The sequence below is a fragment of the Agrobacterium sp. FDAARGOS_525 genome (genome assembly GCF_003938925.1).
Taxonomy (GTDB): Bacteria; Pseudomonadota; Alphaproteobacteria; order Rhizobiales; family Rhizobiaceae; genus Agrobacterium; species Agrobacterium pusense.
This window is the reverse complement of sequence record NZ_RKIU01000004.1, coordinates 1-12109: the sequence shown is the minus strand read 5'-3', so window position 1 is coordinate 12109 and position 12109 is coordinate 1. Positions and strand designations below refer to the sequence as shown.

Sequence of the window (12109 nt, the reverse complement as noted above, 5' to 3'; positions counted from 1 at the left end):
GAAAGTCTGCACGCCTCCAAAGGAAAGGCGACGTGCAGATGAATGTCGTCAGGCAGCCGGTTTGGCGGCATCGATCGATCCGTCCGGATAGATGTACATGCCTTCAAAGTCCTTCTGCATGGCGTGGATCATCACCGACGTGAACAAGGAAAGCGCCGGCATTTTCGAGGCTATGAGCGGCATGGTTTCCTCCTGAAGGATTTTCTTGCGTTCCTCCAAAGTCGGTGCCGAACGCTCCTTGTCGAGGCTGGCATCGATATCCTTGTCCTCGATGCCGCAGATGCGGTGGGAGGTGGAGTGGAAATGAGTGCGCAGCACGAGATCGGGTTCCGGCGAAGCCGTCGACCAGCCGCAATCCACCATGTGGCCTGGGCCCCCGCCTGGCCGGTGATAAAGCTGCTCGTTCCAGGCCGCGGGCTCAAGTACGGTCAGGCTGACGTTGAAGCCCTGCTCCTGCAACATGGCCGTGACCATCTCGCCATATTCCTTCGTCTTCGGGTAGAAGCCCACAGAGGTGATGTATTCGAGCGGCGGCAGCCCTTTGCCGTTCGGGAAACCGGCTTCGGCCAGCAGGGCCTGTGCCTTTTCCGGGTCGAATTTCGGGTAGTCGGGCAGGTCGACATAGCCGAACTTGACCGGCGATACGAAGTTGGATGAGGCGTGGCCCGCCGAACCCATCAACTCCATGATCATGTCCCGATCAATCGAATGGCAGGCGGCCAGACGGATACGAGGATCGTCAAAAGGTGCTTTCGAGCAGCGGAACCACAGATACTTGTTTTCGACCGAAACGACCTTGTTGATGAATATTGCCGGATTGTCCTTGATCGAATCCACCTGTTCGGGCTCAAGCCGTTCGACGATCGAAGCCTGACCATTCATCAATGACAGCATCCGGGTGGTAGAGTCGCCGGTGAAGGTGAAATTGATACCGGGAATGGCAGGTTTGCCTTTGAAATAGCCATCATAGGCTTCCATCACGGTGTCGTTGCCGCGCTGCTCGACAAACTTGAACGGGCCGGTCCCGTTGAGCCGCTGCGACAGCGGACCACCAGGGCCGCCGGCAATATCCTTGGCCGACATGATTGGCAGGAAAGATGCGAGGAAGATGAAGAGGTGGGCCGGATATCCGCCCTTCGATGTATCGACGATGACGGTGAAATCATCAGGTGTTTCGATGCTTAGGGTTTCGGTGGGGCCGGGATACCACTGTGCCGGACGATCTGCCCGCGAGCCGTATTCAAAGGTTGCCTTGACGTCTTCCGCCTTGAAGGGCTTGCCGTCATGAAAGACGATGCCGTCGCGCAGTTTGATCTGCAGGCGGTGGGGATCAAGCAGCTTGATGTCGGTTGCCAGCTCGTAGACGACCGCACCCGGGTCGTCGAGCTTCATTGGCGTGCGGGTCAGGAAACCCATCACGAAGCCTTCGATGTTCTTCTGCGACAGTGTGGTGTGAGCGGTCGGGTCCCAGTTGCCGGTGATGTTCTCGGCTGACAGGAAGGTCATTGGCTTGCCGGCCTGTGCATAAGCCGACGAAATGAAGAAGTCAGGATTAATCTGCATATAGCCCGCAACAGCGGCGGCGCCAACAGAGCCTTGAAGGAAGCGGCGGCGACTGAATTCTGAACCCATTGAGTTCCCCTTTTCTATTTTGAGCAAACCGTCAAATCAGTCAAAACGGTCAAATCAGTCACAAGCAAAAGGCGTGCCAAGTCGACTTTTGTGGGGAATCCGCGCCTTCTCATTCAGAGTGTTTGTGGGATTTGACCATTTATTGGTCGATTGAGAAAGAATTAGTCGACAGGCGGGCGCAAGAACTGCTGTTTTCCGAGCCGCAACTCTAATTATCCAGGGTCGAAAACCAGTCTTAGCAACGTGGTCGCCTAGCGGCGGCGCAAATTTTCGGGCGATCGCTCATGCGATTACCTTGGTCTGGACGTGTTCGAGTACATCAAAATGATCTACAACCCAAAAACGCAAACACATCAGGAACAGGATGCCGCCGCCCCTCGAGTTCGAGAAGCGGTAGGATATTTACCCCGAGAGCGTCAAGAAAATCGGCCCTATTCAACGAGGAACGAACCTTATGATGACGATAAAACGCATTGTGCTGGCAAGCCGCCCCTTGGCAGAACCATCGCATGAAAATTTCCGCCTTGAGGATGCCGAGCTGCGCGAAGCAGCCGAGGGCGATGTCACGGTCCGCGTTCTCTATCTTTCGCTCGACCCTTACATGCGTGGGCGTATGAGCGATGCCAAATCGTACGCGGCGCCTGTACCCATCGACGGTATCATGGAAGGCGAGACGATCTGCGAGGTGGTGAAGTCACGGCACAACGGTTTTGCGCCCGGCGACATCGTGCGCGGGCGGACCGGTTGGTGTACGGGGGCGGTCATCAATGGGGACTTGCTACGAAAGGTCGAGACGCACGGCGCGCCGGTCACGACCGCGATCGGCGTCCTTGGCATGCCGGGATTTACTGCATGGAGTGGTCTGAAGTTCATTGGCAAACCGAAGCAGGGTGAGACGGTTGCTGTCGCTGCAGCCTCTGGCCCCGTTGGTTCCATGGTCGGACAGCTTGCAAAGCTTTACGGGGCGAGGGCAGTCGGTATAGCCGGTGGGCCCGACAAATGTGCATTCGTGAAGGATGAACTTGGCTTCGACAGCGTGGTTGATCATCGCTCGGAGAATTTTGTCAGCGATCTGAACGCGGCCTCTCCAAACGGGATTGATGTCTATTTCGAGAATGTCGGAGGACGCGTCTGGGATGCGGTACTGCCTCTTCTAAACCAGTTCGGGCGTGTTCCCGTCTGCGGCCTCGTTTCTCAATATAACGGTGCAAACTCGTCGCAGACAGACCGTCTTCCGGCAACGATGTCGGCGATCCTGAGACAGAGCCTTCTCGTTCGAGGTTTCATCCAGACTGAATTTGCGGCCGATCATTTCAATGACTTTCTCGCGGAGATTGGCCCAAGGGTCGCTAGCGGCGAGATCAGGTACCGCGAGGATGTCGTCGATGGATTGGAGAATGCTCCTGACGCCTTCATCGGCATGCTGAAAGGCAAGAATTTCGGCAAGCTTATCGTCAAAATCGGTGGCGTCGTCTCATGAGCCGCCATGACGTAAGAAATATCGCGGTTTTGGATGATTACCAGAATGTGGCGATCACCAGCGCCGACTGGTCGCCATTGAAAGACTGTGCCGAAATCACGATCTTCAATGACCACATCGCGGACGAAGAACGCCTGGTTGATCGTCTCTTGCCGTTCGATGCTGTCTGCGTCATGCGCGAACGGACGCCGCTGCCGCGACGTGTTCTCAAGCGCCTGCCGAACCTGCGGTTCATCGCAACGACTGGAGGGCGCAACGCCTCAATCGACCTTGCCGCGGCCCGTGATCTTGGCATCGTTGTTTGGGCGACGGGTGCGAACGGATCGGGCGCCCCGGAGCTGACTTGGGCACTCATCCTTGCGGCGGCACGCCATATTTCCACAGAAATTGCCTCGTTTCGGAGTGGTGGCTGGCAAACCACGGTCGGGCGCGACCTTTCGGGCAGCACGCTGGGTGTCATCGGTCTGGGCAGGATCGGCCGCCAGATCGCAAAGGTCGGGCTTGCTTTCGGTATGGACGTGATCGCCTGGAGCCAGAATCTGACCGATGAGGCGGCAGAATCTGCCGGTGTGCGACGGGTTGAAAAAGAGACGCTTCTTCGCGAGTCCGACTGGGTGACGTTGCATCTTGTTCTGTCGGAGCGAACGAAGGGCGTAATCGGTCTGGAGCAGCTGGCTTTGATGAAGCCAACAGCCTGGCTCGTGAATACGTCACGAGGTCCGCTTGTCGATGAAGGAGCTTTGATCGCTGCCCTGGAAACCAAGAGGATCGCAGGTCTTGCAGTGGACGTGTTTGATCATGAGCCTTTGCCCAGTAATCATCCGCTTCGGACTTTTGGCAATGTGATCGCGACGCCTCATATCGGGTTTGTTACCGAAAACTCATATCGGATTTTCTATCGAGATACCGTGGACAATCTCGTCGCATGGCTGAACGGAACGCCACTGCGGGTTTTGTGAACTTCCGAGTTGACCCTTGGTTCCCGTCGCACCGCCTGGCGGCACCATCTGGCCTCGCCCAAATAATAATGCGGCCGAATGATCGGCCGCATTCTGATGTCACAAAAGTATCAGCCCTTGATGAGGGCCAGCAGGTCGGCGATCGGAACGATCTGGTCGTCTTCACCGTGCAGAACAAGCGTCGGAACGGAGATTCTTCAGGTCCTCGGTCTGGTCGGTTTCCGAGAAGGCCTTGAAGGAACGTGAACTTTAGGTGCTGCTGGAGGTGCTGCGTGGCATGAGAATGCTCTACCAACTGCAAAAATCGGCGGACGGATGCGCAGATGCTGTGGGACTTGCTGCGGCGTCAATTGCCGCGGATGGCGCTGCGTGGTGCCGATCGTCAACTGCTTGAGGATTCGCTCAAAGGGGAGATCATGGATGAGACCGGCTGAGCGTCTGCTGGCGGAAGAAGGATCGTGTCCGTCCGCATTCGGTCCTGGTCGGCGTGTTCAGTAATTGTGCTGCGGATACGTTGACGAACCGGTTGCCCGCACTTGCCGGCCCCGGTTCCTTGCTGCCGCTTTTAAAAAGGTACAGGAAAAAGCCCGGCACGAAGGCCGGGCTTTTGTTGTTGCTGTCCAGGTGGATCAGAACTTTACGCCGAGGCCGACGCGGATTGCATGCTGGTCGACATCCGCGTTGATTGCAGCGCCACCGAAGTTGAAATCCTTGTCGCCGAAGTCGGTGTAACGGTACTCAACGCGTCCGAACACCATGTCGGTAAATGCATAGTCGAGACCAACGCCGACGGTGTAGCCATTGAAGGTTTCCTTCACGTCGGCAATGCCCGGGACTTCCGCATAGCCGCGAGCATAGGCCCAGCCTGCGGTACCGTATACCAGTGCACGGTCAAATGCGTATCCGACCCGGCCGCGAACCGAACCCTGCCAGTCAAACCCGTAGTCGAAGCCTGTGCCGAGAATGGTGGCGGAATCATCGCCCCAGTTCTTTTCGAAGTCAGCCTCAAGGCCAACGACCCAGCTGTTGCCAAGGTCATAGTTGAAGCCGACGAAACCGCCGGCGAGAGCGCCGTCGAAGTCTGCGGACGTTTCGCCGGGAAGGCCGACGATCGAAGCGTCATTGTTGTTCCAGCCGTAACCTGCCTGGACACCGGCGGTAAATCCGGTCCAGCTGAACAGCGGCGCAACCTCTGCTGCCGGGGCTGCAGGTACTTCTGATACGGCATCGGCCGCCATTGCAGTCGATGCCGCGAGCACGAATGCGATAGTCGATACGATTTTCTTCATAGTCTCTGAACTCCCTTACATGAGAGATCATTTATATGCCTTTTGCCTAAGAAATGATGTAACCTTTGTGCAACGCCTACGATCCGTGCAGCGGTCTGCATAAAATCGAGGCTGCCCGGGCGCGGTGGGAAGTCGCTTGCGCTCGCGCTCGTCAGGATAATTTTACAGGCCTTTGCCGGCAGCCGATGTCTTTGCAAGGCCAGGGCTCTCAGCCAAGCTGACGTTCGATTGCGGGCTTGTCGATGACCGACCAGACCCTGCGGATTTTCATGTGCTCAAATTCGTAGAACACATGCTCGCAGAACTGAACCCTCCTGCCATTGACCGGAAGGCTCATGAAGGTGGAGTTGGGCATGCAATCGAACGAAAGCCGGGCGGCAACCCGTGTCGCCTCGATGACAAGGATCTCTGCCTCGAACCGCAGGTCGGGAATGTCGGCAAAGTCGTTTTCCAGCATGTCGCGATAGCCCGACAATCCGAATGGTCGGCCGTTGTGTTCGACATTGTCGGCGACGAAGGTTCCAAGTTCATCGAAAGCCTGACGGTTGAGGCAGTCGAGATAGGAAAGATAGATATCCTGAAGTGTCGGCATGTGTTTCTCCGTATCGATCGAAGGGTCGAGCCTGCTTCGGCGCCGGGGTCGATGTCAGCAGTTTGCGCGTTGCTCGCGGTCCGTTGGGACAGCGAACTGTGCTCCGTCATTAAACAGGTGCAGGTATGGACGGGGAACCGGTGACGAGATCGCACCTGCCATCGTCTAGCCGGTAAAATCCATCCTGCGGAACGGGCAGTTCGAGCATCTCCCGCTTTGAAAGTCCGAGAAACACGCCGCGAAGGATCCGCCCGAACAGACCATGGGAAATGACGATGGTCGGATGCCGGATATCCCAGATCCATGACGTCGCGCGCTTGCAGGCGTCATCGAAACTTTCGCCGTCTGGCGCCCTGAAATACCAGTCGAACGCGTTTGTCCCGTCAAGATGGCCGGGAAACTCGTTGTCGATCTCAAATCGCGTCATCCCGTCCCAGGAGCCGGTCGTAACCTCAACCAGTCGGTCATCTTCTATATACGGGAGTGGCACCTTGGCCTGTACGCGGTCCGCGGTCTGGCGCACGCGCCCAAGCGGACTGATCTGCATCTGGAACAACTGGTCATCGTTGCAGAGCGTTTCGCGGAGCAAGTGAGCTACATGATCCGCCTGCTCGATGCCACGCTGCGTGAGAGGTGAATCCAATTGTCCTTGAAACCGGCCAAGAGAGTTCCAGACGGTTTCGCCGTGACGAAGGAGGTAGATGGTCGGTAGAGCCACGCTTGTTTCATCCTGCACATTCGTTATCGATTGCTTTCATCCAAAGCATCGATACGGAAACGTGCCGATTGCAGCGCATTGATGACCGATTGCAAAGCCTGACCCTTGTCCATGCCTGACATTGACAGGACATGGTGCTCGAAGGCACCAAGATCGGCGAACTGCGAGTGAAGATCGGCGACGACATCAGGATCGCTGAGGCTGTCACCACCGCGGGCTAGACAGCGTTCTACCGCCTCTGCCGCTGTCGTGCGCAGGACGATGTAATGCAGCGGCCGGGCAAGTGCCGTAAAGGCCGGAAGCCAGTCCGGTCGCACGACGCCATCGAGGATCACGAAGTAGCCCGCCTTCGCGTAGCGACCGGCAACGTCGGCGGCAATCTGCATGATCATCCGGTTCTGCTGATGGGATTGCGGCAGCCAGGGATCGATGCGGCCATGCTTGATATATCCCCACAGATCATCGCTATGGAAATGCACCTTTGGCACGCCGGGCAAGTGAGCCAGCGTTCCGGCGATTGTCGACTTGCCAGAGCCGGGATGGCCGGAGAGAAGCAGGATATGGCCGCCAAGATCGTCCGTCATGTTCCATTACTGACCTTTGGCAGGCATAAAGCGGATGATGATGTGATCATTGTGCTATCGATGTTGCCAATCTGGCGTATTCTATATTGGCCGGCACGCAGGCAATGAACCGCCCTAGCTGGCAAGGCTTGTCACGAGATAAGCTGACGCCAGAAGCAGGGTGATTATTGTGAAGAATATCAGTCCTGCCGCCAGTTCATCGAACCGGCCGTCGCGTTCATTGCGGTCCCAGTCGTAAGCCATAGCCAACCTCCATCGTTGCTAACCTAAGAGTGGTCCGGCATGGTTAATGTAATCCTAACGGCGATAGGCTGAATGTTGTCGGGTATGATTTGGTGGCTGGGCGTTGGTGACTGATTTCATCGCGAGATTGGTTGAAACAGAGGCACAGAAGTAATACCATCTTCTACGCCGGTATTACGGGAGTTTGAGATGGCAACAACGGTAACGGCCAAAGGGCAGGTCACCATTCCAAAAGCCATACGTGAGCTTTTAGGGATTTCGCCAGGAAGCTCGGTCGATTTTGTTCGGGCCCCCGATGGAAGGATAGTTCTCGTCAGGGCAGACAAGAAACAGCCACTCACGCGTTTCGCCAAGCTGCGCGGACATGCTGGTGAAGGTCTGGGTACCGACGCCATCATGGCGCTGACCCGTGGTGACGAGTGACGCTTGTCGATACAAATGTCCTGCTTGATCTTGTGACGGACGACCCGGTTTGGGCCGACTGGTCGATTGAGCAGCTCGAACTGGCGAGCGTTTCGGGTCCGCTGTTCATCAATGACGTCGTCTACGCGGAACTGTCTGTTCGATATGAGCGGATAGAAGAACTTGATGCTTTTGTTGATCAGGCGGGGTTGAAGTTCAGCCCTTTCCCTCGCGCGGCGTTATTTCTGGCGGGAAAGGCCTTTACCAGATATCGCCGCGGTGGCGGTACCCGTAACGGTGTTTTGCCTGACTTTTTTATAGGCGCTCACGCGGCAATACAAAACCTTCCCTTGTTGACGCGAGATGTGGCTCGTTATCGATCGTATTTTCAGACTGTCACTCTGATCTCGCCTGAAGCGTAGGAATGCGCGAGTCTTTGCATTTTTGATTACTCACCGGTTTCAGGGGCGGTTTCGGCTCTGGTGCCGCCGGTCAGGCGAGCTGCAACGCTTTCAACCGGCAGGTTTAACAAGGCTGATTTCGGTATTGCTGTCGAGGACGATATGCAGGTCGCGGATCATGCCGGCTGCCTGCAGCAGGGCGTTTCGGATCTCTTCATCGCTGCGCCACCCGCGTTCTATCGCGAGTGCGACGGTGTGGAGGTCAACGAGACTGTCACGGCCGGGGCCGGGTGGAATTCCGATTGTTTCGCGCATGTCGCGGATTGTTGTGACGGCCCGTTCGAGCATTCGCCGCTTCTGATAGTCATCGAGATGGTCGAGCTTGTTGGCGTCGCGTACGAGTTCGGCAATGAAACTGTTGGTCACGGTCATTGTATGAGGTTGCCGGATCGGCTGACGGGCGTCAATGGAAGTCCGGCAGCGCGGCCTTTGGACTGCGGTTTTGGGGCTTACTGTGATGCCGGTGCATCAGGGCGGAACGCGCGGTGAACAATATTATTCCGCGACATTGTGATACACTGTGTATAAATATCATCGGTTTATCTTATATTTCTAATGTATAAAATTAATAATATTGTAGGTGCCGGTGTAGTAATTTATCGGGCAATGTAGATGAAACAATAGTCTCCTTGTACGAGGAAAAGACATTTGCTCCTGCTGGTTGAGATCCTAGATAAATTCCCGATCGGGATGATTTGGTGCGATCAAGTGAAAACTTACCGATCGGGAAGCAATGCGTTGTTTTTTTGAAAACTTCCTGTACGGTAAGTCAAGAGATGGAGGTTGACGATGTTCAGGTCCGCACGCGATTTCGGCGCTGCCATCAGGGAGAAACGCAAATCTCTTGGCTGGACGCAAACCGGGCTTGCTGCCCGTTCCGGAACGGGTGAACGCTTCATCGTCGAGCTTGAATCGGGCAAGCCGAGTTGCCAGCTCGAAAAAGCCCTGATCGTCGCGCGCACCGTCGGCATTGAGATCGGCGATCTCAAGACGGTCCAGACTGTGCCAGCCGCGCCGGACGATGACCTTGGCTTTTTGCCGATGTTTGGTGCTGATCGATGACAACCATCTACTACGAGACCTTGCCTGTCGCCCATCTGACTTTTGATGGCGAATGGACGTTGGACTATGATCCGTGCTGGGAAGCAAGCCGCACGGCCTTTCCGGTGTCGCTCACCATGCCGCTGCGCTCCGGGGCCGTAGGTGCTGCCAAGCTGCTACCCTGGCTTGCCAATCTGCTTCCGGAAACACATTTTTGTCAATCGGCGTCGTAACGGGACCCCTTATCGGCTCCCAAAAGGGACCCCTGCCTCTAGTTGCATCGGGTCAGCGCGCGTAGGCCCGGGGCTCTCCATTTAGCGCAAGGGCCTGCGGGCGCGGGTTGTTTGTCTTTTCGGCTTTAGCTTTGAGAGCGGTTTTTAAAGCGCCAGGATTCGTTCCCGGTTTCCACGATCTCGCAATGGTGGGTGAGCCTGTCGAGCAGAGCGGCGGTCATCTTGGCGTCGCCGAATACGGCCGGCCACTCGCCGAAGGCCAGGTTCGTCGTGACGATGATGGACGTCCGCTCGTAGAGCCTGCTGATGAGGTGGAAGAGGAGCTGGCCGCCCGCCTGGGCAAATGGGAGATAGCCCAGTTCGTCCATGATGACGAAGTCGAGCCTGGTGATGAAGTCGGCCAGCCGTCCCTGTTTGCCGCTACGTGCCTCCGTCTCGAGCCGATTGACGAGGTCGACGACGTTGAAGAAGCGGCCGCGTGCGCCATTGCGGATCAGAGCACGAGCAAGGGCGATGGACAGGTGAGACTTTCCCGTGCCGGTTCCGCCGACCAGAACGATATTGTGCTGCTCGGCGAGGAAGGCCCCGGTTGCGAGTTGGCGCACCAGGCCTTCGTTGACCGGCGTGTCGGTGAAGTCGAAGTCGTCGATGTCCTTGGCCAGCGGCAGCTTGGCGACGGTGATCTGGTATTTGATGGAGCGCGCTTGCTTCTCGGCGATCTCCGACTGAAGCAGGTCACCGACGATGCGCGGCGGTTCGTGCTGTCGCTTGATGCCGGAGGCCATGATCTCGTCATAGGCGCTACGCATGCCGAACAGCTTCAGCGTGCCCATCATGTCGAGGATTTGGGATCGTTCCATATCAGCTTGCCCTCCTCAGGCTGTCGTAACGGGCGCAGTCGGCCAGAGGCTCATGGGTCAGGCGAAGCGCATCGGGGATGGAAAGGATGGCGGCCGGCTGCGGATCACGCTTGCGGGCCAGAATGTTGATGATGACGGCGGCCGAGAACACGCCCTGATCGATCGCCTCCTGGCAGGCCGCTTCGACGGCGGGGAGCCCGTCCAGGCCCACGCATTCGAGGATCGACACCATCTGCCGGTCGCCGTCATGCATTGCCTTCAGCCGGCGGCGCACCTTCTCCATGGCGGCGGGCAAAACCCAGTCGTGGAACGGCGCACCGTTGCGCAGTGCTCCCGGTTTGCGGGTCAGGACCGGCACGTAATGCCAGGGATTATAGATCGTCTCGCCACGGCCGAAGCAGCGATCGTGTTGGCCGATTTCCACGCCATCCTGCCGGATGACGATGCGATCTGCATAGGCATGTATCTCGGCAGGGCGGCCGACTGCCGTAGACAGTACCGAGTATTTGTTGTTGTCGAAACGCACGAGGCAGGTCTTGCCGATCGAGGCCTGCACAGCGTGGAAGCCGTCGAATTTGCCGGGATAGCCGACCAGGTGCGGCCGCTCCGCATCGAACACCTCCCAGATCGTGCGCTCCGTCTGATCGACGTGCTTATGAGCGCGGGCGTAACTGATGCACTTGTCCAGCAACCAGCCATTCAGTTCATCGTAGGATTTGAAGCGCAGTCGCGGCGTGAAGAAGCGTTCGCGCACCAGATTGACCTGGTTCTCGACCTGGCCTTTCTCCCACCCCGACGCCGGCGTGCAGGCCACCGGTTCGATCAGGTAATGGCTGCACATCTGTAGGAAGCGGCGATTGTATTGCCGTTCCTTGCCGACGAAGACCGTCTCCACCGCGGTCTTCATATTATCATAGATGCCCGCGCGTGCAGGCCCCGCCGAAGAAAGCGAACGCCCTGTCATGGGCGTCGAAGACCATCTCTTGCGTCTCGCGCGGATAGGCTCTCACATACATCATCCGGCTGTGGCAGAGCCGGATATGCGCAACCTTCACCGTCGTCGTCACGCCGTTCAGCACGACAATCTCGTGGCTCCAGTCGAACTGGTAGGCCTCGCCCGGCGCGTAATAGAGCGGCACATAGGCTTGCCGCCGTCACGGACCCGCGCTCCTTCGCCCATGTTCGGGCGTAACGCCGGACTGTGTCGTAACCGCCCTCGTAGCCGAGTCGCGCAAGTCCTCGAATATCCGGATCAGTGTCAGCCGTTCGCGAGAAGATTTGGCCTCATTGGCGAGGAGCATTCCATCGAGCTGACCGCGCCAGGGGCCGAGCTTCGGCTGAGGTTGACGGGTCGTTCGTATTTGAACTCCGTCTCATCGGTGCGCAAACCTTCCGCACCACTTTCCGCGATATGCCCAACTCCCGGCAGATCGCCTTGATCGACTTGCCCTGAACATGGGCTAGCCGCCGTATCTTCAGAATTGTTTCCACAATAAGCATCCGAACAAAAAGCCTCCGATGAAACGGAGGCTGTTGTAACCCCATTGCAAATGGGGGTCCCGTTTGGACGCCGATCACCCATGTGCGGGGTCCTTATTCCATGCCTAATCACACA

Annotated in this window: 14 protein-coding genes and 2 pseudogenes; 6 read left to right on the top strand and 10 right to left on the bottom strand. The window is 57.2% G+C overall.

All coding sequences use genetic code 11. From position 1 onward, the window contains the following. Positions 1-48: 48 nt before the first annotated feature. Positions 49-1632, bottom strand: a complete 1584-nt coding sequence (locus tag EGT36_RS16570; RefSeq protein ID WP_125270609.1) for an ABC transporter substrate-binding protein — start codon at positions 1630-1632, stop codon at positions 49-51. Between the two features lie 454 nt (positions 1633-2086). On the opposite strand from EGT36_RS16570, the gene curA reads away from it, so the two are divergent. Both curA and EGT36_RS16560 read left to right on the top strand, forming a co-directional pair. Beyond that, positions 2087-3112: an NADPH-dependent curcumin/dihydrocurcumin reductase gene (gene curA / locus EGT36_RS16565; protein ID WP_022563963.1), complete on the top strand. Its 1026-nt coding sequence runs from the start codon at positions 2087-2089 to the stop codon at positions 3110-3112. Next, the gene (locus EGT36_RS16560) at positions 3109-4071 is read left to right on the top strand and encodes a D-2-hydroxyacid dehydrogenase family protein (protein ID WP_125270608.1); all 963 of its coding nucleotides are present in this window, start codon (positions 3109-3111) and stop codon (positions 4069-4071) included. Before curA ends, EGT36_RS16560 begins: the two co-directional genes overlap by 4 nt. A gap of 134 nt (positions 4072-4205) precedes the next feature. Here EGT36_RS16560 and EGT36_RS16555 read toward each other — a convergent pair. The 6 genes and pseudogenes from EGT36_RS16555 to EGT36_RS31065 form a co-directional block, all read right to left on the bottom strand. Then, positions 4206-4305, bottom strand: a pseudogene (locus EGT36_RS16555) (alpha/beta fold hydrolase); the annotation flags it as partial. Between the two features lie 395 nt (positions 4306-4700). Further along, complete coding sequence (locus tag EGT36_RS16550) at positions 4701-5360, bottom strand: outer membrane protein (protein WP_022563966.1); 660 nt, start codon at positions 5358-5360, stop codon at positions 4701-4703. Between the two features lie 208 nt (positions 5361-5568). Then, a complete protein-coding gene (locus EGT36_RS16545) occupies positions 5569-5952 on the bottom strand; it encodes an ester cyclase (protein WP_125270607.1) in 384 nt (127 codons plus the stop codon). Between the two features lie 109 nt (positions 5953-6061). Beyond that, the gene (locus EGT36_RS16540; RefSeq protein ID WP_169692181.1) at positions 6062-6670 is read right to left on the bottom strand and encodes a histidine phosphatase family protein; all 609 of its coding nucleotides are present in this window, start codon (positions 6668-6670) and stop codon (positions 6062-6064) included. Between the two features lie 23 nt (positions 6671-6693). Next, entirely contained in the window at positions 6694-7254 is a 561-nt protein-coding gene (locus EGT36_RS16535; protein WP_125270606.1) for a P-loop nucleotide/nucleoside kinase family protein, read from the bottom strand. Positions 7255-7368: 114 nt separating this feature from the next. Beyond that, positions 7369-7497, bottom strand: coding sequence for a hypothetical protein (locus EGT36_RS31065; protein WP_267900252.1), 129 nt, complete (start codon positions 7495-7497; stop codon positions 7369-7371). A gap of 189 nt (positions 7498-7686) precedes the next feature. On the opposite strand from EGT36_RS31065, the gene EGT36_RS16530 reads away from it, so the two are divergent. Together EGT36_RS16530 and EGT36_RS16525 are read left to right on the top strand one after the other, a co-directional pair. Continuing rightward, positions 7687-7920: an AbrB/MazE/SpoVT family DNA-binding domain-containing protein gene (locus EGT36_RS16530; RefSeq protein WP_125270605.1), complete on the top strand. Its 234-nt coding sequence runs from the start codon at positions 7687-7689 to the stop codon at positions 7918-7920. Further along, the gene (locus EGT36_RS16525; RefSeq protein ID WP_125270604.1) at positions 7917-8321 is read left to right on the top strand and encodes a type II toxin-antitoxin system VapC family toxin; all 405 of its coding nucleotides are present in this window, start codon (positions 7917-7919) and stop codon (positions 8319-8321) included. Before EGT36_RS16530 ends, EGT36_RS16525 begins: the two co-directional genes overlap by 4 nt. A 90-nt stretch (positions 8322-8411) precedes the next feature. On the opposite strand, the gene EGT36_RS16520 is transcribed toward EGT36_RS16525, so the two are convergent. Further along, on the bottom strand, positions 8412-8732 hold the full coding sequence (locus EGT36_RS16520; RefSeq protein ID WP_125270603.1) for a hypothetical protein: 321 nt from the start codon (positions 8730-8732) through the stop codon (positions 8412-8414). 417 nt (positions 8733-9149) lie between these two features. Here EGT36_RS16520 and EGT36_RS16515 point away from each other — a divergent pair, with 417 nt between their 5' ends. Both EGT36_RS16515 and EGT36_RS16510 read left to right on the top strand, forming a co-directional pair. After that, positions 9150-9422 carry a helix-turn-helix domain-containing protein gene (locus tag EGT36_RS16515; protein WP_125270602.1) on the top strand — a complete coding sequence of 91 codons (273 nt, stop codon included), beginning with the start codon at positions 9150-9152 and terminating at the stop codon, positions 9420-9422. After that, complete coding sequence (locus EGT36_RS16510) at positions 9419-9634, top strand: HipA N-terminal domain-containing protein (RefSeq protein WP_286084078.1); 216 nt, start codon at positions 9419-9421, stop codon at positions 9632-9634. The genes EGT36_RS16515 and EGT36_RS16510 overlap by 4 nt, the downstream gene beginning before the upstream one ends. Positions 9635-9759: 125 nt before the next feature. On the opposite strand, the gene istB is transcribed toward EGT36_RS16510, so the two are convergent. Both istB and istA read right to left on the bottom strand, forming a co-directional pair. Beyond that, the gene (istB, locus tag EGT36_RS16505; RefSeq protein WP_003501246.1) at positions 9760-10494 is read right to left on the bottom strand and encodes an IS21-like element helper ATPase IstB; all 735 of its coding nucleotides are present in this window, start codon (positions 10492-10494) and stop codon (positions 9760-9762) included. Position 10495: 1 nt separating this feature from the next. After that, positions 10496-11994 (bottom strand): annotated as a pseudogene (istA, locus tag EGT36_RS16500) (IS21 family transposase). Positions 11995-12109: the final 115 nt, after the last annotated feature.